We start from the raw sequence: 26,807 nt of genomic DNA, 5'->3' as shown, positions 1-26,807 counted from the left end.
CTCCCTCTCTCCCCGTCTCCTTATCTCCCTTTCCCCTTGTCTTGATATATACTTACACTCCCATGAGACGCAAATCACCCTACAGCGGCGCAATACGCCATGTGTGGGCCAACTGGCCGCTATACCTGCTGGCTTACGCCGGGATTGTGTTGGCGTTGGTGACGATTGGCGTCAGCCTGCAAAAAGGGTGGTTGTCGTTTGTGCCGTTGTCGTTGGCGCTGCTGCTGCTGTTGAGCTATTTTTTGGCGGCCGCGCTGTGGGCGGCCCATCAGTTGTACGATGCCGCCGGGCTGCGGCCCCAGCACATATTGTTCGACATGGCCCAACTGCGGCCGACGGATACGTTGGTTTATGTAGACCTGGGGGTGCGTGATCTGGCTTTGCAGCTTGGCAGCCGCCTGACCAGCGGCAAAATCATTGTGGTGGATGTGTATCATCCGCAGGGGACGATGAGCCGGAGTTTGAAGCGGTATCGCGCCCGCCAGCCACACGCCCTTAATGACCCGCGCCTGGTCTGGCAAAACGGCCGTGTAGACCTCCTGCCGCTACCCGACAACAGCGTCTCCACCGTCATCTTGCACCGGGTGGTTTCTGAATTTTGGCAGCAGGGGGACCGGTTGGCGCTGCTGCGCGAGGTGTACCGTATTCTCAGGCCAGACGGCCGTCTTCTTCTGGCTGAACGAGTGCGCAGCGCCAACAATTGGCTGGTGATGGGACCCGGCGCGCTGCAGCTAAGCTTTGCCGATGATTGGCGCGACCTGCTGCAAGAAGCGGGATTTGTGGTGCGTCAGGAGCGAGATTTGCAAGGACTGGTCCATTGTTTTCGCGCCGATAAACCAACGACGCCCCAGGCGTATCAACTGGCGTTTGACCTGCCCTTATGATAACCCGACGTGTCATAATCCAGTTCGTATAGGCTGTGGAGTTAACGTCAGATAGGAATCCGCTTACCTGACTTGACATCGGCAATACCGCCTACTTACAATACGGTTAAGCAGGAAAAAGAGGCGCCGTACGGCCGTTTCTTGCATCATCAGTACCAGAAAATGACACAAACAAGCCACCCCCTTCCCACGAATTTAAACCTGACAGGTTTCAACCTATAGGCTGGCGTCACTGGCGACGTCCAGCCTATGTCTTGGCGACTTCGTAGACCAATTTCATAAGGATCAAACCATGACCCAAACACGCCGATTTTATCTCTTTTACTTTCTGGCCCTTCTTTTTCTGACGACTTTGGCCTGCCAGGTATCCAGCGTCAACCCGGAAACGGCCGTTGGCCTGAATACAGACGCCATCGTCCAGGAAGTCGTGGCCACGGTGCAGGCGCAGATGCCTACCCCGGCAGCCGTCAGCGCACCGACAGCAATAGACACGGTTGTTTCCCCGCCAGCTTCCCTCAGCTTCGATCTGCAAGACCAACTGGTTGCCGTCTACGAGCGCGTCAATCCGGCGGTTGTCCACATCTTTGTCTACAGCAGCTTCGACGGCCGTGAGTTTCCTTTGGGAACCGGCAGCGGTTTTGTCTACAACAGCGATGGACACATCGTCACCAACAACCACGTCGTGGCCGATGGCGACGCCTTCGAGGTGGTTTTTGCCGATGGCTATCGCAGCCGCGCCCAACTCGTGGGCACAGATGTAGACAGCGACCTGGCCGTCATTCGCGCCGAAAGCCTGTCCCCCAACGCCCAACCCGTTCCTCTTGGCGACATGAACGCGCTGCACGTGGGTCAATTTGTCATTGCCATCGGCAATCCCTTTGGCGAGGCGGGGTCCATGTCTATTGGCATTGTCAGCGGGTTGGGGCGCACGCTAGATTCGCAGCGGACCGTGGAAGGCGGCGGCCGCTATTCGCTGCCCCAGGTCATCCAGACAGACGCGGCGATTAATCCCGGCAATTCCGGTGGGCCGCTGCTCAATTTGCTGGGTGAAGTTGTTGGCGTCAACAGCGCCATTCGGACCGACACCGGCGCTAACTCTGGCGTCGGCTTTTCTATCCCGGTGAGTGCCGTTAAACGCATTGTTCCGAGCTTAATTAGCAACGGCGCTTACGTGTATCCCTATCTGGGCATTCGGATGCAAACGCTGGACATTGACACAGCCGAGCAGCTCAATATCCCTTCCACCAGCGGCGCGTATGTGATAGCCGTCTCAGAGAATGCGCCGGCGGCCGCAGCCGGGCTGATTGCCAGTGGGCTGAGCAATTTGGGAACGCCACGGCCTGGCGGTGACCTTATCATTGCCATCAACGGCGCGCCGATTATCAGCAGTGATGATTTGATCAGCTACCTGGTTTTTGAAACGGCGGCCGGACAGACGGTTGATTTGACTGTTGTACGCGGGGGCAAAGAGATTGTCGTTCCGCTGACGCTGGGCGAACGGCCGTAAACCTTCCTGTGTTATTCTCTCGGCGCGGTGAATTGGCGCTGAGTCTGGCGGCCGGTCTGTTTTTCAAGGGAGCGGATAGGTCGCCTTTTACCTCGTTTATTCTGTTTTAGGCTTAGAGGAGGTCACATGTTTAACCAAGAACAGTTGCAGGAATTGCTCACGTATGAATCCGATGGGCGACAGGTTTTGAGCATTTACCTGAATACCGACAGCACCGCCGAATCCGTTGAAGCCATCAAGCTCCGGGTGCGCGGGATGCTGAAGGAAGCGCAACTGAACCAGGTAGAGGAGGCAGACACAGTTGAGAAATATCTCGACCACAGCTACGATTGGGCTAAACCGGGGTTGGCGTTATTTGCCAACCACGACGGCACATTCTTCCGGGCTTATCCAACGGCCGTTTCCTTTCGCAACCGTATGCGGTTAGGCCCTAAACCGTATGTCAAACCGCTGGCCCATTTGCTAGACCATTACGCCCACTTTGGCGTGATTTTAGTAGACCGGGTAGGCGCGCGTTTCTTTGAATACCACCTGGGCGAACTACAAGCCTCCGGTGGCTTTATGGGCGAAGATGTCCAGAAGGTAAAAAAGGGGGGTGGCTCTTCGGCCGTAGGCATGCGTGGCGGCGGCGGCGGCGCGCGCCGTGAAGAGGAAGTGGTGCAGCGTAACCTGCGCGAGGTAGCCGACGCGGCCGGCGATTTCTTCGCCAATCGGCCCATTCGCCGATTGTTTCTGGGCGGCACAGCCGAGACGGTGGCCCCGTTCCGCGAGCTGCTGTCTAAAAAGCTGCAATCATGCCTGGCAGGCATGTTTAGCATTGACATGAATGCCGGTGAGCATGAAATCCGCCAACATGCGTTGAACTTGCTTGGCAAAGCCAACGCCGAACGGGAAGAGAAGCTGGTGGAAAAGCTCGTTGCTTTGCACGCCAGCGGCAGCAATGGCGTCGTGGGTCTCGATGATACGCTGCAAGCCATCAGCGATAAGCGGGTGCAAACGTTGATTATCAGCGACGGTTTCCGCGCACCGGGTTATGAACACCAGGGGTCTGGCTTTGTGGTGGCCAACCTGGCGCGCAGCCCGCTGGTGGAACAGGAATTGGTCGAAGTGGCGGATGTAGTGGACACGGCCGTTGCCCTCACTATGACTCAGGGCGGCCATGTGGAAATCATCACCGATAACCCGGCGCTGGAAGCGGCCGGCCGCATTGGGGCCATTTTGCGTTACTAAACACTGAACACCGAACACTGAACACCGAGGGGCAGACCACCAAATCTGCCCCTCGTTTTCTTTTGCTCAACTGCCATCGGCCGTTTCGGCCAGGTAATCGGTGTAGCCGCCCAGGAATTCGGTCAGACGGCCGTCGCGCAGTTCCACCACCCGGTCTACCACCTTGTCCAAAAAATAGCGGTCGTGGGAAATGACCAGCACCGTGCCCACAAATTCCTCTAATGTTTCCTCCAACACTTCAATGGCGCTGATGTCCAGGTTGTTGGTCGGCTCGTCGAGGATGAGCAGGTTGGGCCGGGCCAGCATCAGGCGGGCCAATTGCAGGCGGCTGCGTTCGCCGCCGCTCAGTTGGCTGATGGTTTGCTGCATCTGGTCGTAGGTGAAGAGGAAGCGATGCAGGATGGCAACGGCCGTTTCCCGGCTCACCGGCGCGGTCAGGCGAATGGCGTCAATCAAAGTCTGGCTGTAATCCAGGGTCTCATGCTCCTGGGCGTAATAGCCAATCTGGCTGCTGGGACCAATTTTAATTTGCCCGCCGCTGACCTCTTCCGGCTGCAACAACTGCTTCAGCAGCACCGATTTGCCGGCGCCGTTAGGCCCAACCAGCCCTACCCGCTCGCCATGCCACAATGTCAGGTCCAGGCCAGAGAAGATGGTACGGCCGTTCGTAAACGTCTTCACCACCTTGTTCAGCTCAATCACCTTGTTGCTGCCGCGCCAGCCGGCCATTTCCAACGTCATGCGCCGCGCTTCGGTTACTTTTTCCACCTTGTCCATGCGCTCCAACATCTTTTGCCGGGCGCGCGCCTGGCGAATATGCCGCTCGTCCACCACAATGGAAGCCCACAGTTCAAACCGTTTGATGGCCGCCTCGATGCGGCTGATTTCCTTTTGCTGCGCCGTGTACATCTGCTGTTGGCGCAGGCGGCGCAGGGCGCGTTCGTTGGCGTAGGCGGTGTAATTGCCAGGGTAGAGGGTGAGACGGCCGTTTTCCAATTCGGCAATGTGGCTGGCAACCTCGTCCAGCAAATAGCGGTCGTGGGAGATGATGACCACGCAGCCCGGATAGCTGCTGATCAGCCGCTCCAGATTACGCTTGGCCGGTAAATCCAGATGGTTATCCGGTTCGTCCAGCAGCAAAAGCTGCGGCCGCTGCACCACCAGCCGGGCCAGCATCACCAACTTTTTCTGCCCGCCGCTGAGAAACTGCGTCGGCGTCGCCCATTGGTCGGCGTCGAATCCCAGGCGGTTCAGCACGTCTTTGACGCGGCTGGCGTAGCGTGGACCATCCAGCCGTTCATATTCGGCCAGCGCTTTTTCGTGGGCGGCCAACACCCGCGCCAGCGCCGTGGGCTGGTTGTAGATGGCCGGGTCGCCCATCTGCGCTTCCAGGTGGCTCATGGTGTGTTCGATGGCCGCCAGGGCGGGCACGGCCGTCATCGCCGCCGACAGCACGGTTTCGCCCGGTTCCATCTCTGGCTCCTGCGGCAGCCGTCCCCATGTCAGCCCAGACCGGCGAAAAATGTTGCCATCATCGGCCGTCAACTCCTGGGTGATCAGCTTGAGCAGAGTGGATTTTCCGGCGCCATTTGGCCCCACCAACCCCACGCGCTGCCCGTCCTGAACTTCCCAATCCAGGTTCTCGAAGATCAGCCGTCCGGCAAAACTGACACTCACTTTGTCCAAATTGATTAAAATTTCAGCCATGCTCATACCTCTTGTAAACAAAAAAAGCCGAGGCGGGTGCGCCTCGGCTTCCTGAAATAGACCTTTTTACTTTACATAAAAATCAGGGAATAGGCGCGTTGAACCAGAGCCGCGCCGCGCTGCAACCACTAACCTGGGGGTGAACCAATCGTCCGGTAAAGCCAGTGACAAAAAACATGACGACAGGATAACCCAAATCGCCCGGAAAGGCAACGATACCACGAGACTTGTAGTCGTAATCAGTGTTTAGTGACCAGTTTTCAGTTGGCGTTTACTCGGTAAAACATGTACTGAATACTGAATACTGAATACTGAATACTGAATACTGAATACTGGCTTCTGGATACTCACTGTCCAACGGCCGTTTGACAAACGGCCGTTCCCCCGGCATACTGAACAGGCTGTAAGACCCGAAGGGCTTCGCCTGATAATAATGAGAGTACCTTATGCCCGATCAACCCCTTGTTTCCTCCCCGACTGCGCTGAACCGGGCCGGTTTTAAAGTCGGCCACGCGACCGATTTGGATTATCTCACCGGCTGTACAGTGATTTTGTGCCCGCCCAACACCGTTGGCTCGGTGGACGTGCGTGGACCGGCGCCTGGCAGCCGGGAAACAGCCCTGCTGGCCGCCGATAAGCCCCATCACGCTGTGAATGCTGTGCTGCTAACCGGCGGCAGTGCCTTTGGTCTGGCGGCGGCCGATGGGGTGATGGGTTATCTGGCGGAACGGGGCATCGGTCACCCCACGCCCATTAAACCGATACCGATTGTGCCTACGGCCGTCGTCTTTGACCTCGGTTTTAGCCGGGGAGATCGCCACCCGGATACCGACATGGGTTACGCCGCCTGCCTGGATGCCCACGATGGAACCATTCGGCAAGGTAACGTGGGCGTTGGCGCGGGCGTGACGGTGGGCAAATGGGCCGGATTCCCTTATAAAATGAAGGGCGGCTTCGGCATTGCCAGTATGATCATCGGCGAGGTGGTGGTGGGGGCGATGGTCGTCACCAATCCGGTGGGTGATGTTTTGGATGTGGATAACTCGGTATTGGCCGGGGCGCGGGATGAGGACGGCCGTTGGTTGGCCGCCAACCACCCCCTGCGCTTCATTTCCCAGGAGCGAATGCCCCTGTCCGGCACAAACACCACGCTGGCGGTTGTCTGGACCAACGCCAGACTTAGCCGCCCGGAGGTCCATCGCCTGGCGCAGCGCGCCCACGATGGTATGGCGATGGCGATCCGCCCCATCCACACCACCCACGATGGCGACATCGCTTTTGCCCTGGCTTCTGGTCGGGTAGACGCGCCATTTGACCTGGCGGCCAACGCCGGCGCAGAAATGGTCGCCGAGGCCATTCGCAGCGCGGTGCGGTTTGCCGCCTCGCTGCCCGGCGCGCCGGGTTTGTTTGGGGTGTGACGGGGCACAGTGTTCGGTGTTTGGCTAGAGTTGTCAAATCTTCAAGGAATGAAAACCCTGGGAGCGCAGGCGTCTCGCCTGCCGGGGCGGACGGGACGTCCGCGCTCCCATTTTCAAGGGAGAGGGTGTATGAAAGGTATTATTTCTGTTTTTGGTAGTTCACGGCCGTTGCCAGACAGCCCGGCTTATCGCGCTGGATATACGGTTGGCCGGCTGCTGGCCGTGGCGGGCTACACGGTGGCCTCAGGTGGCTACAGCGGCACGATGGCCGCCGTTTCCCAGGGGGCGGCCGAGGCGGGCGGCCATGTGATTGGGGTGACGGCGGCGCAAATCGAGACATTTCGTCCTATCCCGCCGAACCAATGGGTGAAAGAAGAGATTCGCAAAGAGCTGCTGCGCGAACGGGTGATGCACCTGGTGATGCACAACAATGGCATGATTGTGCTGCCTGGCGGCGTTGGCACGCTGTCGGAGATGGCCCTGGCCTGGAGTTTGATGCAGGTGGGAGATATTGAGCCACGGCCGTTGGTTCTGTTCGGTTCCACGTGGCGGGCAGCCCTGGCGGCCTTCTTCGACGCCGATTACATTCGGGTGCAGGATTACAACCTGCTGCATTTTGCCGATACGCCAGAAACGGCCGTTGCCCTGGCGACGGCCGGTCGGTAGTGGTTAGTAGCTGGAGGCGGCGTTGATTTTCTTAAAATTGGGCGGGTCGTTGATTACCGATAAAACCGGCGTGGAGGCCATCCGCCAGGACGTGCTGGCGCGGGTGGCGGCGGAAATTGCCGCGGCGCGGGCTACGCGCGCTGGGCGACTGGTCATTGGGCATGGCGGCGGCTCCTTTGGGCATGTGGCCGCCGCCCGATTTGGCACGCGCCAGGGGGTGCAAACGGCCGTACAGTGGCACGGTTTCGCCGAAGTTCACGCGGCTATGGTACGGTTGAATCGGTTGGTGGTAGAGGCGCTGCTGGCCGCCGGCGTGCCGGCGCTGGGGCTGGCTCCATCGGCGCTGGCGCTGTGTGAAAACGGCAGTATCACCCACATCGCCAGCCAGCCTGTTCGGGCGGCGCTGGATGCCGGTCTGGTCCCGGTTATCTTTGGCGACGTGGCCTTCGACGCGGCACAGGGCGGCACGATTGTCTCCACCGAAGAGGTGATGATGGCGTTGGCCGCAGCGCTGCGGCCATCCTGGCTGCTGCTGGCCGGCGAAGTGCCTGGCGTGTTAGACAGCCAGGGCCGCGTCGTGGCGGCCATCAGCCAGGACAATTACGACGAAGTGGCTGCCGCCCTGGGTGGTTCACGCGGCACGGATGTTACCGGCGGCATGGCGGCCAAAGTTCATAGTATGCTGCGCCTGGTGGCCGAACATCCCCATTTGGCGATTCGTATTTTCTCTGGGTTAGAAGAGGGGCTGGTAACGCGGTTGGTGGTGGATGGGGCAACGGCCGTCGGCACGCTAATCACCACGTAACCTACCACAGCCCTCCCTTGAAAGTAGCAAGAGCTAGAGCAAGAGCTAGAGTGTGGTCAAACCTCTTTCTCTAGCTCTCGCTCTAGCTCTCGCTCTCGCTCTCGCTCTAGCTCCTGTGATTGACCTAAGTTATGGCGATTTTAACCACAAAAGAACTGGGCCACGCCTTTGGGGCCACCGATTTATTTGAAAATGTCGAACTGCAACTGGCGCAGAAAGAGCGCGTGGGGTTGGTGGGTCCGAATGGCGCGGGCAAGACGACCTTGCTGCTGATTTTGGCCGGGCTGCTGGAGCCAACGGCCGGAACCGTGCAGCGCTCGCGTGACGTGTCGTTGGGTTATCTGCGGCAGGAGGCGGTGCTGACGTTTGCCGGGCAGGACAACACCATCTACGAGGAAATGCTGACGGTGTTTGCCGCCGTGCAAGCCCTTGAAGCCCAACTGCACGACATGGAAGCAAAAATGGCGGCGGGCGAGATGGGCGAGGAATTGATGGAAGCCTACGGCCGTCTCCAGGAAACCTACGAACATAGCGGCGGTTACGATTACCAGGTAGACATCAAGCGTGTGCTGCTGGGCCTGGGCTTTCCCCAGGCGGAATGGGACACGCCGCTGCCCCACCTGAGCGGCGGGCAAAAGACGCGCCTGCTGCTGGGCCGCCTGCTGCTGGAAAAACCCGACCTGCTGATTCTGGACGAACCGACGAATCATCTGGACATCACGGCCGTTGAATGGTTGGAGCAAACCCTGCGGCAGTGGCCCGGCGCGCTGATCATCGTCAGCCATGACCGCTACTTTCTGGACAAAATCGTCAACCACGTTTGGGAGATGAGCGACGGCCGTTTCCAGACCTATCGCGGCGGCTACAGCAGCTACGTGCGTCAACGCGCCGAGGAATTGGAACGAGAGCGCCAGCTTTTCCTGAGCGAAAAGGCGCGGCTGGATGAAGAAATTGCCTTCATTCGCAAGCACATCGCCGGGGGCAAAACCGACATCGCCAAAGGCAAACTCAAGCGGCTGACCCGCGACATTGTGCTGCTGGAACAGGCCGAAGCCGGCGCGTCGCTGGCCGATTTGCAGGCCAAAAGCTGGCTGGAAATCGGCGGTCGCGTGCGCACCGTCAGCATCAACGAGGCCGAGCGGCGCGTGCGGGCGTTGATTCCGCCTCAAGAACGGGCGCCGCAGTTGAAGATGAAGCTGGAAGCGGCCGAACGCAGCACGCGCACCGTCCTGCGCACCAAAGATTTGGCCGTCGGCTACCCCGGCACGCTGCTGTTTGAGGCCGAAGACATCAAGCTGGAGCGCAACGCCTGCGCGGCGCTGATTGGGCCAAACGGCAGCGGCAAAAGCACCTTCTTGCGCCTGCTGCTGGGCGAGATTGCCCCCCGGCGCGGCGAACTGCTGCCCGGCGACAATCTGCACATGGGCTACTTCGCCCAGGCTCATGACCAGTTGGTACAGGGCAACCGGGTGCTGGACGAAGTGCGCCGTCACCAAGACGTGACCGAACTGGAGGCGCGCAGCTACCTGGCGCGTTACCTCTTCCGCGGCGATGATGTGTTTAAGCGGGTGGCGGATCTCAGCGGCGGCGAGCGGGGGCGGCTGGCGTTGGCGATTCTGGCGCTGACCGGGGCCAATTTCTTGCTGCTGGACGAGCCGACCAATCACCTGGATATCCCGTCGCAGGAAGTGCTGCAAACAGTGCTGGAGCAGTTCGACGGCACGATTGTGCTGGTGTCGCATGACCGGTATCTGGTGAGCCGGTTGGCGACGCAGATTTGGGAGTTGGTAGACGGCCGTTTGCACATCTTCCACGGCACGTATGAGGAGTACGTGGCGGCGAAGGGGCAGGTTGGCGCGGATGGCGACGCGCCCGCCAAAGTGCCGCTGCCAACTGCGCCGGTGGAACCGACCCTGCCGCCGCCTGATTTGGACTGGATTGCCGAGGTAACGGCCGTGCCCGTTTCGCCACGCAAGGGCAAAAAGCAGCAGCGCAGCCGCGCCCAACGGCTGCGCGAACTGGTGGACGAGGTAGAAGACGCCGAAGTGTGGTTGGAGCAAATCGAACGCGAACTGGCCGCCGCCCAGGTTGCCGCCGACGAGGCGGAAATTGCGCGCTTACTGCTGGAACAAGAGACGGCCCAATCTACGCTGGACGTCCTGGTGGCGGAGTGGGAGGAGTTACAGGGAGGGTAGAGACTGGAGTGGAGACTGGAGATTGGTCCAATCTCAAAGATTGGACCAATCTTGTCGGCTTTTAGGAGAAGTGGCTGTTGTCTTCGTCGTCGGGGAGCAGGCGGAGGGGGATGTGGGCGGCAGGGTTCGCCGCTTGCGGCTGGTAGACGACCTGCGATTGGCCGATGAGCGCGTCCCAGACGTCGCCCAGGGTGTCGGCCAGGGCGATGGGTGTTTGCAGGCGGTTGGCGATGTCTTGCGGCGAAATATCGTCCAGGGCGATGCGATCGGGGTGGTCGAACATGACGCGGGGGAGGAGGATGAGGTTGGGTGGGGAAACGGCCGTTGCCTCTTCCAGCGCCGCCAACACATCTGATCCCATCAGCAGCCCGGCCACCGTAATCGTCGCGCCTAACCGTTGATTGACCACCGGCAGCACCGTTACGCCCACCCCGGTCAGCGCCGCAAACTCGGCCGCCTTCTCGCGCAGCACTGGCGCAAACAACGTCGCCGTCACCAACATCAACGATTGACCATTGACCATTGACCATTGACCATTGACAATTTCCTCTTGCACCTCTTCCCATTCATCTAGAAACTGTCGTACCAGACCCAGGCCGTTTTCATGTAACTGCTGGCCGTCGTAGGCGGTCAGGGGCGGCACTTCGCGGCCGGATACCAGGTACCACTCGTCGGTGGGGTAGACGAAGCGCGCGCCAAAACGCTGTTGGTAGATGGGCTGTAATGACTCGACGTAGGCCAGGGTCGCGGCCGCTTCTGCCGGCGTGTGAACGCGCATGGCGTATTTGTGATGGCGCGTCAGGCCGACGGGGACCACGCTGATCGACTGGACGGCCGGCCATAAATCGGCCAGTTCACGGATGGAGCGTTCCAGCCAACGGCCGTCGTTGAAGCCCGGCACGACGACCAACTGGGTGTGAATTTCGATGCGCCGCTCGGCCAGCCAGCGCAGCTGGGCCAGGATGTCTGGGGCGGCGGCGTTGCGCAGAAATTTACGCCTCATTGCCAAATCGGTGACGTGTACGGAGACGTAAAGCGGCGACAGGCGCATCGTTTCGATCCGCTGCCAGTCATGGTCGGACAGGTTGGTGAGGGTGACGAAGTGGCCGAAGAGGAAAGAGTAGCGGTAATCGTCGTCTTTGATGTAGAGGGTGCGGCGGAATTTGGGGGCCATTTGCAGCACGAAGCAAAATTCGCACAGGTTGTTGCAGCGGCGAATGTCCACGTCGAAAGTGGGATGCTCAAATTCCAGGCCGAGCGACTGGTTGTAGCGCCGATTGGCTTCGTACAGCACCAGGTCGTCGCCGCGCCGGATGAGCAGGTTCAGGTGTTCGTCGGCGCCGTGAAACTGCACGTCTATCACGTCTTCGACGCGCTGGTCGTTGATCGCCAGTAGTTCGTCGCCGATTTGCAGGCCAATTTTGGCGGCGACGCTGCGTGGTTCGATGCCGGTGATACGGCCGCCGGCGAAGGTGGTGGGGTCGAGTTCTTGGAATAAGGGCATGGGATTTACGAATTGGATTGAGATTGGGAATGGCTAGGCGTTGACGGTCAACGGAGCAGGATGTCTCGAGATCGACGATGTCGGCGACGGAGTGGCCGGTGGTGTCGATGATCAGGGCGTCGGCGGCGGGGCGGAGGGGGGAGTGTTCGCGGTGGCTGTCGATGTCGTCGCGGCGTTCGACGTCGGCCAGGATGTCGGCGTAGGCGGCGGGGTGGCCTTGTTGTTGGCGGTCGCGCCAGCGGCGGTGGGCGCGTTCAGCGGCGCTGGCGGTGATGAACAGCTTGAGCGGCGTGTCGGGCATGACCACTGTGCCGATGTCGCGGCCGACCATCACGACCTGCCCGCGCCGGCCAAAGGCGCGTTGGCGTTTGACCATTTCCTGGCGCACGCCGGCATAGCTGGACACCAGGCTGACATTGGCGTCTATTTCTGGCAAACGGAGCGCCCAGGTGACGTCTTCGCCGTTGAGAAGGGCGGTGTAGTGACGGCCGTCATCATATCCCGCGCCTGGTTGCACATCTAAATCGAGTTGGGCGGAGAGGGTGGTAACGGCCGTTTCGTCGGCCAAATCAATTCCGGCGCGTAATGCGGCCAGGGTGACGGCGCGGTACATAAAGCCGGTATCGAGGAACAGAAAGCCGAGCTGTTCGGCCAGCAGGCGGCCAATGGTGGATTTGCCGGAGGCGGCGGGGCCATCAATGGCGATGACGAGGTGGGGGATGATGGTGTTGGTCAAGATTTGCCTCGTGGTTTGTGGGTGGCGGATTTGGTGGTTTGTCGGCTGGTTGGTTTGGTTGTGGATTTGTTGATGGCCGATGGGCGGGTGGCGGGTTTGTTGGTTTGTTGGTCGGTTGGTTTGCTGGTTGGTTTGGCGGTGGTGGATTTGTCGGGCCTGGCGGAGGGCGGCGACTTCGCCGGGTTTGAGGTAGCGCCATTTGCCGGGGGCCAGGTTGCCCAGCTGCAGCGGACCGATACGCAGCCGTTTGAGCTGGCGCACGGGGTGGCCAAATTCGGCGGCGATGCGGCGGATTTGGCGCTTGCGCCCTTCGCGCATGACAATTTCCAGCCGGGTGAGGTCGGGGAATTGTTCCAGGACGGTGATGCGCACGGGGGCGGTGAGACGGCCGTCTAGCATCACGCCCTGCCGCCATTGGTCGAGTTGGGCGGGGTGGATGTCGCCTTCGATTTCCACGCGGTAGGTTTTTTCGTGGCCGTAGCGCGGATGGGTGAGCTTGTGGGCCAGGTCGCCGTCGTTGGTCATGAGCATCAGGCCCTCGCTTTGTTTGTCCAGGCGGCCAACTGGATAGAGATGGCCGGGCAGGTCAATCAGGTCGCGTACGGTCTGGCGGCCGGCTTCCATCTCGTCCTCGGTGGAGGAGAGGACGCCTTTGGGTTTGTTGAGGGCGATGTAGATGGTTTGGCTGTCGGGGCGGGCGAGTTTACGGCCGTCTACCTCGATGCGGTCTTTGGTAGGGTCGGCTTTGTCGCCGATTTGGGCGACACGGCCGTTGACTTGGACACGGCCGTTGCGGATCATCTTTTCGCTTTCGCGGCGCGAGGCCAGGCCAGTTTGGGCGATGATTTTTTGTAGTCGTTCTTCCATAGATGTCTATTTCTCTTATGGAAAGATAGCAGAAGAAGTGGGAAAAGCAACAGCAGGTTAACACAGACACCGGCTGTTTACATGCTGGCGGTGGCGATTAAGACTAACCAAATGCCAATTAACAAAATGAAAGAAACTTTCGCTGACAGTTTTGCAAAGAGGACGGCAGAAATTGGGACCAGGGATTGTAAATTGGCGTAAGGCGTGCAAAAGAAGGTAGCCAGCATCGCTGTTTCTACGCTGCGCCGCCGCCAGGCCAGGACGAATAAGGGGATACCCAGCAGCAAACCGTAAGGCCAAACGTCTATAGAGCGCCGGGTGGACAGAGTTGCCATCATCGCATATACGTCCGAAGGCCAGATTCCCCATAGAACCAGACTCAATAAAACGACCAGCAGCCCAGACAATAGCAGCCCTGTTTTGTGATCCGAACGCAGCCAGATGATGGGCAATGTCAGACCGGCTACTTGAGGCTTGATGAGTATGAGCAAGCAGCCGATGAGTTGAAGGCCCAGAGATGAATACAGGGCCAGAGCGACGCCCAACAAAATCAGGGCGTCAATTTGCCCATAAACCATCAACGCATAAAAGAACGGGGTGCAGAATGTGAAAGCCAGACTCTTGATATCACCGCCAAAGCGCCACACGGCAAAACTGACCATCATGACGGTAGCGGCGCGCCAGAGCGCAGCGGCGATGGCGCTGGGAAACAGGGCAAATGGGGCCAGGATGACGGCTAACCAGGGTGGGTAAACGTAATGAATTTCATGACCACGATAAACGTGCAGGGCGTTTTGCCCGGCCCGGTAAAAGGTCCATTCCCAGTCGCCATCTGGGGGTTTGTTTATGTAAAACAGCGCGGCGAAAAAGGCGGCGAAGAGCAATGTGGCCCATAGATAGGGGTTTGCGGCCGTATGTTTGAACTGGTTGGTGGTTGTGGATGCCATGAGAAGAATTGTTTTCCTTGATGATGGTGCAGCACGGTCGCAAGATCATGGTAAGCGCAAGTCATACAACCCAACACGAATACCGGCATAGGTCCATTGTGCGGCCAGATTGTAATGTTCGACAAGCCAGGCCGCAAACGGATCGCGTTGGTAAATTTGGGCTATGTAGGCGTTTCGCTCCGCCGGGAATCCGTGTGGATTTGTGTTGTCGCTGAACGAGAGTAACCATAAGCGTGGTGTTTCGGCGGCGATCTCGGTTACTTGACGAGAGAAATCAGTTTCATCAAACTCCCTGGGCCGGACCTGGTAAGGTATTCCTTCTCCATAATACCACCAGGGAAGGATGGTCCCAAAAGGCATGAACAGTTGGTCGCCCGGCTGATAGTCGTGGTTGATTTGTCGCAGCGCGCCGCGCCAATCTTCCCGATGGTAGTCTGGATTTTGGAACATCTGCTGGAGCGCCTGCCCATTCATAACCCCGATGACAATTAAGGCGGCCCATAGGAGCAACGGCCGTTTCTTTGTGAGATGGAATAATCCGCAAGCGACCAGCACCAGCATGGCCGGCAAAACCACAATTAGATTCCGGTCCATGTAGATCGAGATATTTAGCAGGGGGAAACCCCGCAAGGATACCAGCCAGGTGATCAGGATTGGGAAGAGCAGCCAGGACCATAAGACCTGCGCTCTGAAATGCGCCTGACCATGCAACGAGATTGCTTGCTTGTTTGCCAGCCGAGGAGAAATGGTGGTTATGAAGGCCACGATCAGGCAAGCAAAAAAAATGATGGCATTGATGTAGTTCTGCCACAGTTCCTGATCAATTGTGGAACCCGTGCTAAAGGCGACAAGAGTAAGCAAGGGTTCGTACCAGTGGGGGCGACCAATCCAGCCGACATTGCCGGTAGCCAGTTCGCCGGCGCCGCTGTTGAGCAAGACGAGGCTGGCCCAGGCTGCGAAGAGGATGCCGATCAGAATTGCCTGCCGGATAAATTTGTGCCAGAGGGCCGGCAGCGTTTTGGCGTTGGCCGCCAATGCCAGGGCATGGCTTGCCAGCACCAGGAGAGCGAAATAATGGGTGTACACGGCCGTTGCGATGCTCGCCGAGTACCCCAGCCAGTTTAGCCGCGACGGACCGTCAGCCAGACGCAGCAGAAACCAGCCCGAAGCCGTGATGGCAAATACGACCAGGGTGTGCATACGAACTTCCTGCGAAAACCATATATGAAATGGTGAAACAGCCAACAGAAACGCACCGATCAACCCAACCGTGTGCCCACCGACTCTTTTTGCCAGACGATACAGTACAGGAATGGTTAACACGCCCCATACAACGGAAAACAGTCGTAGGATAAACTCACTGTAGCCCAGTTTGACCCACAAGAATAGAAGCAAATAGTAAAGGGGTGGGTGAACGCGATCACGAATGAGATGTCCTAACGTCTCCTCGAACGGGGCAAGTGTGGCAAAAACGGAAAAAAGCTCGTCACGCCACAAGCTTTGCGCCTGAAGCCCGTGCAATCTCAGTCCAAAGCCTAGCAGCAGGATGGCTAAGAGTAGTAGTTTTGTAACTGTGAAAGTGTGCGATGATTTGCGCATAGAAATTGAAATCAGCCTCTATTCTTCCGGCCAACGGGCAAGGCGATAGACGCGAAAATCAGCGTTGGCATAAACCGGTTCCAGCAGCGCCTGGTGTTCAGCGATGAACTGCTGCCAATGGGCTTCGTCCCAGTTAGCCACAATCAGGTGTGTGGCCGCAATTTCTCGCCAGAAGGCCCATTGCTCCGCTTCGCCGCTCTGTTCGGGATGAAAAATGGCCGAGGACCGGCCGGTGTACAGGGCCAGCACACGCGGCTTGCGGAAGATGAGGACATCGGTTTCGGCCGTTTCGGCGCGCACGTATTCAAACAAGGCCACGCTTTCGGCGCGACCGATGCCAGTGGGGATGGCATCGAAGGGTAGGGTGGTGTATCTGGCAGCAGAGGAGAGGAAGATAACGGCCGTTACCCCCCAAAACAACCCCCCGCCCCATTTCCCGGGCAGCCGGGCCGCCAACTGCCCCACACCGGCAAAAACGTAAAACAGATACAAGGGCAAGACCGGGATGAGAAAGCGAATGCCCTGAGAGACCGGCCAGACGGCCAGAACCAGCACATAGGCCAGCAGGTACAGCTCCAAAATCGTGAGGCGGGCGCGGAGACGGGTCCAAACGGCCGTTACCGCTAGACTCAAAGTCACAATAGACACAATCAGCAGGAGGGCATTGCTGTACCCATTTTCCCACAACGTAGACAACGAAATAAGATACCCGGCAACGTTCAGGGCGTTGGTGGTTGGGTCAAAAACATATTGCTGCCAATACCCGTTTCCGGGAAAGAACAAAGATTGTCCGCCAACTCCCAGGCCAAAAACAATTCCCGCCAGCAGCGTAAACAAGGTGATTTTGCGCCATTGCAGCAGGTCTAACAAGAGCAGGCAGGCGGGCAAAACTATGCCCAATGTGCGCGTGCCATACGCCAGGTACATCACCAGGCCGGTGGTGACGGCCGGCAAAATTGCCTGACGGCCCTGCCGCTTCTCTGGCGCTAAATGGTAAATCTGAACCAACGCGATGTATGTAAATAGCAGGAACGGAATGTCAGAACGGACATCGTCCTTAAAATCCCAGAAAAAAGGATTCAGGCCGAGGACGAGGATGACGGCGCAGAGATGGGAAAAGGGCAGGTCGCGCCGCAGCAGCGCGGCGTAAACGGCCAGAAATAAAACGAAGCAAACGACCACGACCATCTTCAACGCTGTCAGGTTGAAGCCAAAGAGAGCCAGCGCCGGCAGCAGCAGCAGCGGAAAGACCGGCGGATAGGCTTGCGGCGAGACAACCGGATCGGCTGGGTTGAGGATGTAGCCGGATTCGCCGTAGGGGATACCCTGCAACAGGTTGAGGGCGTGGCGGATGTATAGGCTGAAATCGCCGCCCCACACGTGGCCCTGGCGCAGCGTCAGGCTCCAAAAAAGGCCAATTCCGGCCAACAAAGCCAATAGAATCCAAAACTGCCACCGTGGTGGGGTCGGATGATGGGCGTGGGTGAGGCTGGTTGTACGCATGGTGTGTGTCTGGCAGATGGGGGGAACGGCCGTTCTCCCTCTCATGCCGCATCACATGATACCAACAAGGCCACAAGGGTGGCAAAAAATGGTAAAAGTGTCAGAATTGGGCCGACGCTTTGATGATTGGTTGGAGGGATGATGGCGAAAATGAGACTGGAGTGGGTAACGATGGCGGCGTTGTTTTTGCTGGTGCTGCTGCTGCGGTGGCCCGCCTTTTACGTGCCGTTTGAGAATGACAGCGGCGACCATGCCTACCACGGCCGTTTGATTTTGCGCGGCGAACCCTTGTACGGCGAACATCACCCCGACCACCACATGCCGGGGGTGTTTTATACGAACGCCCTGGCGTTTGCCATGTTTGGTGAATCGGTGGCGGCGATTAAGGCTGTGCTGCTGGTATGGATTGTGGCTGCCGTTGGGCTGATCTACCAATTGGGCTGGAGAATAGCAAACCGGCGGGTGGGGTTGTTGGCGGCGCTGGGGGCGGCTTTGTTGTTTGCCACCTGGGAGCTTTCGGCGTTTAGCGCGCGCACGGAGTTGTTTGTGGTGCTGCCGCAGGTGGGCGTGGCGCTGCTGCTGGCCGGGCGCAAGGAAGAGGGAGGAGATTACGGCCGTTTCCTGGCGATTGGCGTGTTGGCTGGTGTGGCATTCCTGTTTAAGGCCAATTATATCATCGCTCCGGCAGGGCTGACAGCGGTGGCCTTGTTGTGGGATTTGTGGGCGGAGCGGCAGTGGAAAACGGCCGTAACTCGTGGGTTATGGGCTGTTTTGGGCGTGGCGATGGTCATTCTGCCCGTCTTCGCTTATTTCGCGGCCGTCGGTTTACTCGACCGGTTTTTACTGGTGTTCCAGATTGGCGAGAAGTACCTGACGGCGCGCCAGCACCCCACCTTTACCGGACCGGAGCATCATCTATTGGTTCCGTTGGCGGTTTTGGCGCGCAGCAATGCCTTGCTGCTGCTGGCGGCAATCGCCGGGCTGCTGTTTTTGCCGCTCACGCGCCGCCAGCGCAGCCGGGCGGAAAATGGGCAGTTGGCGCTGTTGGCCGCCTGGTTTGGCCTGGCCTTCGTGGAAACCAATGTTAGCCGCTCCTATTTGCAGCATTATTACGTGATGTTTATCCCGTCGGTGACGCTGCTGGCGGCCTGGTTTATAGATAAATTGGCGCGCGATGTGGGGCGGAAATCGGGCAAAAGAGGGGAAACGGCCGTTATCGCCGCTTTGTTTCTGCTCGTCACTCTCGTTAATTTTTTGCCAAACTTCACATTTTACCGGGAATACGGCCGTTATCTGTTGGGGCGGCAGAGTTATGAATCGTTTCTGGTCAGTGGCCTACCCGACGAAGCTGGCGTGGTCGCTCTGGAAATGAAAGATCTGGCGGCTTACATTCAGGCGCACACGGCGCCCGACGATACCATTTACTTCTGGTCCAATTTCATGGAACTCTACTTCCTGGCTGACCGCCACGCCGTCATAGACACCATCTGGCCGATTGCCGTGTCTGTAACCGGGGCGGATGTGCATAAGCGGGAGCAAATTTTCACGGCCGCATTGATCGTCATAGACAACTACACCATTGTGGGGGTAGAGACGATGCCAGATTGGCTGGCGGCCGGGTTGGCGGAGAAGTATGAACTGGCAGGGGAGATGGACGGCCGTTTGTTGTATCGTCGCCGGAACTGATTTGCCGATATATGCTTGCTGGTATTAAATGTTGCGGGTCAGATAGTAGCTGTATAGTGGTCCCAGAGTAAATGCGCAAAGGATAGTAACAGCTCGAATCAACAGCACCGCCAGCAAACCTTCGCCACCGCCCGCACCCAAAAGCTCTGCCGAGAGGCCCACCATTGCCTCTTGAATGCCCAGATTCCCTGGCGTCAGATTAATGAAAATGGAAAAAGCGGCCACCAGCCCCAACAGCAAAGCAGCCATAAAGGAAATGGCTTGCCCTAACGCCTGGTATGCCAGCCAAAAAGAGAGAGCGTTTAAACCAATGGTGAGAGCGGTTAGCAGCGTCAGGCGCAGCAGCAGTCCATAGTCCCGCTTAACCATAAACCAGCCGGTTAACAAAGTATTCAAAAAACGGCCGATACGGTTATCCCAAGGTACATGCTGCACTGGAAATAGAAAAATGATGGAAATACTGGCGACAACACTGCCAAAAAGCAGGACGATAGGCCAATAGCGCTGCCATCCCTGGCCCATTGCGCCCAGCGCCAGCAAACCAATGACGCCTATCAGCCAGAACATGATCAGATAGTTGGAAGTCAGCATGGTGGTGAATTGGGCGTAAGGCAGTCGGTGGCGTTTCTTAAGATAGGCGGCGCGAATGAGCAGACCACCGGAAAAAGGGGTAATGTAATTGCCCATTGTGGTGACGGATGCCAGACCGAACCATTCGTGAAAGGAAAGCTGCACGCCAAATTTGATGGCAAATTCGCGTAAAAACAGGCCGTTCATGGCAAAAATGCCTACCCGAACGACAATCAGGTAGAACAGGCTGGCAAAGGTGACGTTTTGTAAGGATTGTAGCAGTTCTGGTTGCGACCGTAAGTAGAGAATGATGACGGCCGTGAGGATGAAAAGCATAGCCGTGGCCACCCATTGGCGTGTTGGTTTTGTCATCATGCTCGCAAAGGGCATAATTGGTCACTTGCAAAGTTCACTTTGTCAGTTATACTTTTCTTGGAGGCTGTCAGGACGTATGCGCCAGACCAATCCAGCCGGTTGAACAGGGTGGAGAACAGGGCCAGCGGATAGATGGTGATGGGGTTTATCAGCCAGCCGAGACGAGATGGCATGACGGCCGTTTGCGCAATACCGCTGGCTTTGGTTTGTTCAACGGCCGTCAACTGTGCTTTTTCGGCAGCCTGCCGTTTTGCCAGCCAGATACGCGGGAAGCGCAGCAGGTTGACAAACGGAAATCCATAAGCATAAATCTGCACATTTTCAAATCCGGCGCTGGTCACTAAACTTGCCAGGTCATCCCATTCATACCGACGTAAATGCCCCACAATCTCGTCGTGGCGCGACCAAAACTTCATCCGCGCCGGCACAGAAAGAATAAGCTGGCCCTGGTCGTTGAGCGCGGCGTGCAGCCTCTGCAGAAAAGCGGCGTCTTCGGGAATATGTTCCAAGACTTCGCAGGCAATGACGCAGTCAAACCCAGGCGTTTGTGTCATGCGTCATAAAGTCCACCACCCACAGTTCCAGGCGGGCCTGAGCCGCTGGAGGCAGTGCTTGATAGACGGTCCACACGTCCTCGCTGTATTCGATGAGTGTCCCGCGCTGGAAATAGCGCAGCATTTCCTGGGCAAGCTGCATATTACCGGGGCCAACTTCCAGAAATGCTGCACCAGGTTTTACGATACGCATAACTGCCTGACGGCGAAAGAGATATCTAGGTGGGTAGTAAGGCATGATGCAAAATTATCTCCAATTGTTCACGCAGGCGCGCCACGGAAAATTCTTGCTGGTACAACGAATGTCCCTGGCGGCCGATTTCTGCCAATTCCTGGCGGTGGCCCGCTGCCCAGACGATCACTTCGGCCAATGCAGCCGGGTCGCCCTGCGGTATCAGCAGGCAGTTTTGTTGATGAATAAAATGTTCATTTTTCTCAGCCAGCCCGACCACTGTCGGTTGGCCCAGCGCCAGGAATTGAAAAGTTTTGCCGGTAATGACCCGACGGCCTTGCCCGGTGTTGCCAAATGGTCCGCCGAGGCATAAATCAGCCTGGCAGGCCCATTGGGGTAAGTCTACGTAATCTATCCAGGGAATATGCGTGACGTTGGTGAGGTTAAGCTGGGAGCATAGGGTGTGAAACGGCCGTAAATCCTGTTTATGCCCACCCACCAATGTAAGCTGGACAGGCTGCCCCAGCAGCCGAGACGCAGCTTGCAAAATCACCTCAATGCCATGCAGCGGTAAAAAGGAGCCATAAAAGAAAACGCTCAAAATTTCAGAAGATAACTCTTTGGGTTTTGTAGCGCAAGGCTTAAAGAGCGTTTCATCGGCAGCGACGTGGAGCGGGTAGATTTTTTGTGGGTTAATGCCAAATAGCCGGGCAAAATACGCTTGGTGCATTGGCGTGTCGGTCAAAAACTGATCGGCCCCATTTAAGACACCTTTTTCGTACCAACGTACAATTCGCGCGAGCCATGAATTGGCTGAAAAGCGGTGTTTTTCATTGACCAGGCTGTCATATGGCGACATCATGTGGTCAAAGAAAAGCGGTTTACCCCAGGTGATCAGGCGCACGGCCCAGAACAATTCATAACCGCGAAAGCCTAAAATGTAGAAATCGGGGCGATGGCGCAGCCTGAGCCACAACAGGCGGCTGAGGGTTTGGGCATAACGCAGCCAGCCGCGGGTGGTGTTGCGGGCTGTGTAAAGCGTCAGCCAATCGAATCTGCTGCAAAGCCTGGAGCAAGGTGGCCGTGCGCACGAATTCAGGGAAGTAGTAGCAGAGGATGTAGCAGCCGGTTTGCATGGCCGTTGGTTCATCTTCTAAATGCGTGGAAGTCATGTCACTGTTCGCTGCGATCAAAGCGGAGCTGCGCCACTTGCTCAGAAACCAATCCCACCATAAAAATGATGACCGACATAATCATTAACATAGCCGACGTAGGGCCGTAGCGGGTGTTGAGAAACACCACCTTAAACAGCCCATAACAAAATCCGACAAGGAACATTAGAATGCCGGCCGGGATGAAAATTTTGAGCGGTGAAAAGATGGTGGCGATCTTGAACATGATCAAGAAGAAACGGGAGCCGTCGCGCAGGAGTTTGATTTTACTTTTGCCAACTCGTTTGCGCACGGCAATTGGCACGTAATGTAAGCTGTACCCGGCGCGGACCACGGCCAGGGTGAGGGTGGTGGGATAAGAAAAGGTGTTGGGCAGAAGATACAGAAACTTTTTGGCGATGTCGGCCTTGATCATGCGAAAGCCAGAGGTAAGGTCTTCGATTTTACGGCCACAAATGTAGCTGGCGAAGGTGTTGTAGATGAAATTGGCCAGGTCCCGGTGCACGGCCGTATCCGATTCCCCCGTACGCGCCCCGACGACCATGTCGTACCGGTCCAGGTGCTCCAGCAGGCGGGGAATATCTTCCGGTTTATGCTGCCCATCGGCGTCCATGAGCAAAATATACTGCCCCTGCGCGTTTCTGATGCCCGTCTTTACCGCTGCCCCATTACCGATGTTGTAAGGGTGCTGGCACAAGCACACATTTGAAATACCACATTGATGAACCGCCTCCGCCGAGCCATCAGACGAGCCATCATCCACAACCAAAATTTCGCAGGTCATCTCTGGCAGCTGGGTCGCAAACAATTCAGATAGATGCGTCAAAAGCCCAACAATGGCATTCTCTTCATTATACATAGGTACAACAACAGAAAGAAAAACAGGAGCATTCATAGGTTATTCTCGCTCAAGTGCAATCAATTCGTATCGGTAAACATCTTTCTGCTGCACGCGAAAGCCTTCAATAGAGACAGGCAAAAACAGCACTTGAGTGTATTCAGAGGGCACATACGCAAATTCTCTTATCCCTTGCCGCCAGAACCTCGGCAATAAATCATAAAAATCCGCCTCCTCACTCACATACAGGAATATTTTGTCGGTTACAGACGACATTTCAGCTGGCAAAAACGGTCGGTTTGTCATGATGACCCGTGCCTCTATTCCCTCTATGAGAGTTCTCATCTTCGTTTGCTCCTCTATTTGTCTATCAAGCTGCCAGAGACCCACACTCTGAATCAGAATACTGATCACCAGCAAACTTAAGGCCATTCTTTTTACATCGTCAGGAAGGCCAAATGAAGGTCTCTGCACAAAGTCGCTGAAATTGGCGAAAGCTAAAAACATCAGCAATGGATAGACTGGCAATAAATACCTTGCTCCCCATTGCAGACCACCGTAAGCCGGCCATACTGCGAGCATCATAGCTAGAAATACCGCGCTTGTAGTCAGGACAAATCGAGTAATCCTCAAATTATCCTCGTCTTTCGCCTGCGGATCGGTTGAGATGGCGAACACCAGCAGCGGGAAAGTTGGCAGCAAGCCCGACATAAAATCTTGAAGCCCAAACCCAATACATAATCCATACCCTGCCAGACTAAACCCGAACCCGATTTTCAACACTGTTTGCCGCTCACGCCTCAGGCCGATGGTCATCAAAACAATGGACAGCATAAGCAATACGAACGTACCAAAGCCAGGTATATTACGCGCCTCCAGCAGCCCTAAAAACTTGCTGGCGACAGCGTATTGTGGAACAGGATTCCCACCTTGTAATGGCAAATGGTGGGTGATTGGTTTGCCATAACCCATCAGATTGTGCGCTGTTGGCATCCCCAAAGGATGACCATACCACCCATATTGCCACCACCAAATAAAGAGAATGCTCAGCAACAACCCCACCGCGAATGCAATAATCATCCGGAATCGGCTTCGGAAAACAACCAATAGGCTCAGGGCCAATGAAATAATGATGACATACATCTCCGGTCTTTGGCCAACGCCTATACCAGCGGTAGCGCCAGATAGAAGTGCCGGCCACCATTTGTTTTGCCGCCAGCCATAAGCCAACCATACCACGCTCCAAACGGCACACATCGCAATCAGGGTATGATCCCATAGTACGACGGTGTAAAAAATCAAGGGAGTGGCGATTATCGCTGCCCACATGGCTAGATGGGGATAAACAATTCGCTGCTGCTTGCCCAGAATGTAAACGCCAATGGCGGTTGCCAAACTACTCAGCACTGGCACGACAGGCAGGCCAGCCATACCTAATTTGTTGTAGAACAAGGAGGAAAGTAAAGGCAAAAACGGGGAAATACTCAAGTAGATTTTGTTGTTGATAAGGGCGTACGCATAATAAAAGGGCACATACTTGAAGTTTGGGTCTAGATATTGGCCGGGATACCGAACAGCTAATGATTGCCAGTTCTGGGCGATCAATTCACGAATTTGTAGAAATCGCAGCCCAGTGTCACTACCTAAGAACACGCCTGACTTCATAAAAAAGAATGCCAGTCCGTATAATACCACTGCCAGGATGCATATGTGGGCTATCGTTCTTGCTCTTGTCATTTAGGTGGATCGTCCGGGAAGTCTAGCTGCAATTTAATATCCCCCCGTCGCAAATCTGATTGTAGCTTTTGGTTCAGACCGCTTCTATAGGAAAGTATGCCTACGCGCATCTTGCCTGGTTTATCAACGAAGAACAAGATGCTTGATATTTGGCAAGGAATCTATCCCGCGACCAATCTCCCGTTCAAGCAGCATTCACCGTCGTCTGCCCGGCGCTGACCACAGAAATAGAGCCGCCCCAATTGCACATCAGCGTACACGTGTTGGTCAGCGCTGGTTTGCTTTTCACCAGCACCGTCGGCGATCCCGGCGTCCACGGGGCGGCGGTCACCGGGATGCAGGGCTGCGGCGTCAGCACGCCCAAAGCGGCCGACGTGGCCGCGGCTACCTGCGGATTGCTGAGGGTGATGCACATGGCAAAGGGCATGATATTCTTCATGGGCACATTGTCCATGATGGTGGCCGCCGGGACCTTGTTGGCATTGGTCATATTTTCCGGCGTCACCACCAGGGCACTGGGGGCTGTGCCAAAACTACACATAAGCTGCGCGCCGTTTACCACTTGTTGCGCCATGGCTGTTTCCTCCATTCCTTTTCTGAGCAATTTCCAAATCGCCTGACAGCCGTTAACTGTCATGTCTGGATGCTGCGCCAGTTTAACATAGCTTGCCTGAATTGCGACACTGCCCTTACACCAGCAGCAATTCCAATGATGGCAGGGGCGGAACGGCGCGGTCAGTGCAGACAGGCGTTTTCTCCGCGCCTTTAGCAGCCTGTCGGAGAACTCAGGATCAGAGCGCAGCAGCGCCTTCTTCAGCCGGTGGTGCAAGCCGTGTCTGGAAATTGCGCCGCGCCATACACCCATCTATAAACCCAACATAAACTGAAAAACACGGTCCGCGTGGCCGTAAAGGTGTTCGTGAGCAAATTCCGGGTACAAGTCCAGCGATTTAGGCGCACCGATTTTGTTGTACGCGGCAAACTGCGTGGAAGGCGGGCAAATCGTATCGCGCAGGCCCACCGCCAGCAGCACTTCCGCCCGGATGCGCGGCGCCAAATGCTGCACATCCACATAGCCCAACTGCGTAAAAATGGCCTCCTCCCGCTCGTGGCGCGGGTCAAAGTGGCGGAAATAGCTCTTTAGCTCGGCGTAGGCGTCCACATCCAGGTCCAACTGCCAGACACGTTGGTAATCGCACAAAAACGGGTAGATGGGCGCGGCGCGGCGAATGCGTGGCTCCAGCGCGGCGCAGGCCAGCGTCAGGCCGCCGCCCTGGCTGGCTCCGGTCGCGCCCACCCGGCCGGCGTCTACCTCTGGCATGTCCATGACGATAGCCGCCAATTGGGCCGTATCCAGAAATATCTGGCGAAAGCTGAGCTTTTCTGGCGCATCGTCCAGACCACGCACAATGTGGCCGTGCAGCGTCCAGCCAGACGCGCCACCAGGGTCTTGCGACCGGCCGCCCTGCCCACGACAATCCAACGCTGCAACGGTGAATCCGGCGGTGGCATAGGCCAATTTGTCGGTCCATTCGCCGGAATCCATCGAATAGCCGTGAAACATCAAGATGGCCGGACCAGGGTGCGCCTGTTCTTTGGGGCGAATCAGTTTGGCGTGCAGGCGCGCACCGCCAACGCCGGTGAAGTACAGGTGGAAGCAGTCGGCGAAGGGAGCCTGGAAGTCAGCCGGGAGTAGTTCGATGTGGGGCTGGATGGCGCGCATCTCCGTCAGGCCGCGTTCCCAGAAGGAATCGAAGTCGGCCGGTTTAGGATTGATGCCCTGGTAGGTGTGCAGTTCCGCCAGGGGCATGTCGAATGATAGAGGCATAGGGTTCTCCAGGGGATGGGTTGGTTGGCCGGTTGGCAGCAGCCACCAACTGGCTAACCTGAATCTCAATTAAGACTAGGCTAGTTTACCGCAAAAAGTAATGGCGCAAACGGCCGTTTCCGGCTAAATTTGCACCATGAAAAACAACCATCACCCAAACGCAATTACATTCTACTGTATTATTTGTTTGGTAGTCGTTACCTTTTCCCTAACCGCCTGCCGGGAAGCGGCGTCTTCCATCAGAAATCTGATTCCCACGACTACCCCCGCGCCAACCCTCACCCACCCGCCCCGGCCAGTGAACACG

General features: G+C 57.0%; 21 protein-coding genes and 1 pseudogene. 8 read left to right on the top strand and 14 right to left on the bottom strand.

Annotated elements, in window-relative coordinates:
• Positions 1 to 62: 62 nt before the first annotated feature.
• From IPM39_17535 to IPM39_17525, 3 genes are all read left to right on the top strand, one after another.
• Positions 63 to 884 (top strand): methyltransferase domain-containing protein, encoded by an 822-nt coding sequence (locus IPM39_17535; GenBank protein MBK8987841.1) that lies wholly within the window; start codon positions 63 to 65, stop codon positions 882 to 884.
• A 292-nt stretch (positions 885 to 1,176) separates the two neighbouring features.
• A complete protein-coding gene (locus IPM39_17530; GenBank protein ID MBK8987840.1) occupies positions 1,177 to 2,391 on the top strand; it encodes a trypsin-like peptidase domain-containing protein in 1,215 nt (404 codons plus the stop codon).
• Between the two features lie 126 nt (positions 2,392 to 2,517).
• Entirely contained in the window at positions 2,518 to 3,621 is a 1,104-nt protein-coding gene (locus IPM39_17525; protein ID MBK8987839.1) for a hypothetical protein, read from the top strand.
• A gap of 66 nt (positions 3,622 to 3,687) precedes the next feature.
• On the opposite strand, the gene IPM39_17520 is transcribed toward IPM39_17525, so the two are convergent.
• Positions 3,688 to 5,328: an ABC-F family ATP-binding cassette domain-containing protein gene (locus tag IPM39_17520; protein ID MBK8987838.1), complete on the bottom strand. Its 1,641-nt coding sequence runs from the start codon at positions 5,326 to 5,328 to the stop codon at positions 3,688 to 3,690.
• 446 nt (positions 5,329 to 5,774) lie between these two features.
• On the opposite strand from IPM39_17520, the gene IPM39_17515 reads away from it, so the two are divergent.
• The 4 genes from IPM39_17515 (at position 5,775) to IPM39_17500 (ending at position 10,412) form a co-directional block, all read left to right on the top strand.
• Positions 5,775 to 6,746: a P1 family peptidase gene (locus tag IPM39_17515; protein ID MBK8987837.1), complete on the top strand. Its 972-nt coding sequence runs from the start codon at positions 5,775 to 5,777 to the stop codon at positions 6,744 to 6,746.
• 129 nt (positions 6,747 to 6,875) lie between these two features.
• Entirely contained in the window at positions 6,876 to 7,412 is a 537-nt protein-coding gene (locus IPM39_17510; protein MBK8987836.1) for an LOG family protein, read from the top strand.
• Between the two features lie 22 nt (positions 7,413 to 7,434).
• Positions 7,435 to 8,217 (top strand): isopentenyl phosphate kinase family protein, encoded by a 783-nt coding sequence (locus IPM39_17505; GenBank protein MBK8987835.1) that lies wholly within the window; start codon positions 7,435 to 7,437, stop codon positions 8,215 to 8,217.
• 131 nt (positions 8,218 to 8,348) lie between these two features.
• A complete protein-coding gene (locus tag IPM39_17500) occupies positions 8,349 to 10,412 on the top strand; it encodes an ABC-F family ATP-binding cassette domain-containing protein (GenBank protein MBK8987834.1) in 2,064 nt (687 codons plus the stop codon).
• 61 nt (positions 10,413 to 10,473) lie between these two features.
• Here the strand turns inward: IPM39_17500 and IPM39_17495 are convergent, their stop codons facing one another.
• The 5 genes and pseudogenes from IPM39_17495 to IPM39_17475 all read right to left on the bottom strand — a co-directional run bounded on the left by IPM39_17495 (position 10,474) and on the right by IPM39_17475 (position 17,613).
• Complete coding sequence (locus IPM39_17495; protein ID MBK8987833.1) at positions 10,474 to 11,916, bottom strand: DUF512 domain-containing protein; 1,443 nt, start codon at positions 11,914 to 11,916, stop codon at positions 10,474 to 10,476.
• Positions 11,917 to 11,989: 73 nt separating this feature from the next.
• Positions 11,990 to 12,970: pseudogene (locus IPM39_17490) on the bottom strand ((d)CMP kinase).
• 626 nt (positions 12,971 to 13,596) lie between these two features.
• Entirely contained in the window at positions 13,597 to 14,466 is an 870-nt protein-coding gene (locus tag IPM39_17485) for a hypothetical protein (GenBank protein ID MBK8987832.1), read from the bottom strand.
• A 45-nt stretch (positions 14,467 to 14,511) separates the two neighbouring features.
• Positions 14,512 to 15,963 carry a glycosyltransferase family 39 protein gene (locus tag IPM39_17480; GenBank protein ID MBK8987831.1) on the bottom strand — a complete coding sequence of 484 codons (1,452 nt, stop codon included), beginning with the start codon at positions 15,961 to 15,963 and terminating at the stop codon, positions 14,512 to 14,514.
• Positions 15,964 to 16,083: 120 nt separating this feature from the next.
• A complete protein-coding gene (locus IPM39_17475; protein ID MBK8987830.1) occupies positions 16,084 to 17,613 on the bottom strand; it encodes a hypothetical protein in 1,530 nt (509 codons plus the stop codon).
• 93 nt (positions 17,614 to 17,706) lie between these two features.
• Between IPM39_17475 and IPM39_17470 the strand changes: the two genes are divergently transcribed.
• Positions 17,707 to 19,254, top strand: coding sequence for a glycosyltransferase family 39 protein (locus tag IPM39_17470; GenBank protein MBK8987829.1), 1,548 nt, complete (start codon positions 17,707 to 17,709; stop codon positions 19,252 to 19,254).
• Positions 19,255 to 19,278: 24 nt separating this feature from the next.
• Here the strand turns inward: IPM39_17470 and IPM39_17465 are convergent, their stop codons facing one another.
• The 8 genes from IPM39_17465 to IPM39_17430 form a co-directional block, all read right to left on the bottom strand.
• Positions 19,279 to 20,199: a flippase-like domain-containing protein gene (locus IPM39_17465; GenBank protein ID MBK8987828.1), complete on the bottom strand. Its 921-nt coding sequence runs from the start codon at positions 20,197 to 20,199 to the stop codon at positions 19,279 to 19,281.
• Entirely contained in the window at positions 20,196 to 20,753 is a 558-nt protein-coding gene (locus IPM39_17460) for a methyltransferase domain-containing protein (protein MBK8987827.1), read from the bottom strand. The genes IPM39_17465 and IPM39_17460 overlap by 4 nt, the downstream gene beginning before the upstream one ends.
• Positions 20,731 to 20,946, bottom strand: coding sequence for a hypothetical protein (locus IPM39_17455; protein ID MBK8987826.1), 216 nt, complete (start codon positions 20,944 to 20,946; stop codon positions 20,731 to 20,733). Before IPM39_17455 ends, IPM39_17460 begins: the two co-directional genes overlap by 23 nt.
• A 25-nt stretch (positions 20,947 to 20,971) precedes the next feature.
• The gene (locus tag IPM39_17450; protein ID MBK8987825.1) at positions 20,972 to 22,075 is read right to left on the bottom strand and encodes a glycosyltransferase; all 1,104 of its coding nucleotides are present in this window, start codon (positions 22,073 to 22,075) and stop codon (positions 20,972 to 20,974) included.
• A 23-nt stretch (positions 22,076 to 22,098) separates the two neighbouring features.
• Entirely contained in the window at positions 22,099 to 22,992 is an 894-nt protein-coding gene (locus tag IPM39_17445; protein MBK8987824.1) for a glycosyltransferase family 2 protein, read from the bottom strand.
• A 3-nt stretch (positions 22,993 to 22,995) separates the two neighbouring features.
• Entirely contained in the window at positions 22,996 to 24,600 is a 1,605-nt protein-coding gene (locus tag IPM39_17440) for a hypothetical protein (protein ID MBK8987823.1), read from the bottom strand.
• 256 nt (positions 24,601 to 24,856) lie between these two features.
• On the bottom strand, positions 24,857 to 25,246 hold the full coding sequence (locus tag IPM39_17435; GenBank protein ID MBK8987822.1) for a DUF4280 domain-containing protein: 390 nt from the start codon (positions 25,244 to 25,246) through the stop codon (positions 24,857 to 24,859).
• A 291-nt stretch (positions 25,247 to 25,537) separates the two neighbouring features.
• Positions 25,538 to 26,500 (bottom strand): alpha/beta fold hydrolase, encoded by a 963-nt coding sequence (locus IPM39_17430; protein ID MBK8987821.1) that lies wholly within the window; start codon positions 26,498 to 26,500, stop codon positions 25,538 to 25,540.
• Positions 26,501 to 26,807: the final 307 nt, after the last annotated feature.

It is taken from the genome of Candidatus Leptovillus gracilis, from assembly GCA_016716065.1.
Classification (GTDB): domain Bacteria; phylum Chloroflexota; class Anaerolineae; order Promineifilales; family Promineifilaceae; genus Leptovillus; species Leptovillus gracilis.
The sequence above is the reverse complement of the archived record's forward strand: the minus strand, read 5'-3'. Positions and strand labels throughout refer to the sequence as shown.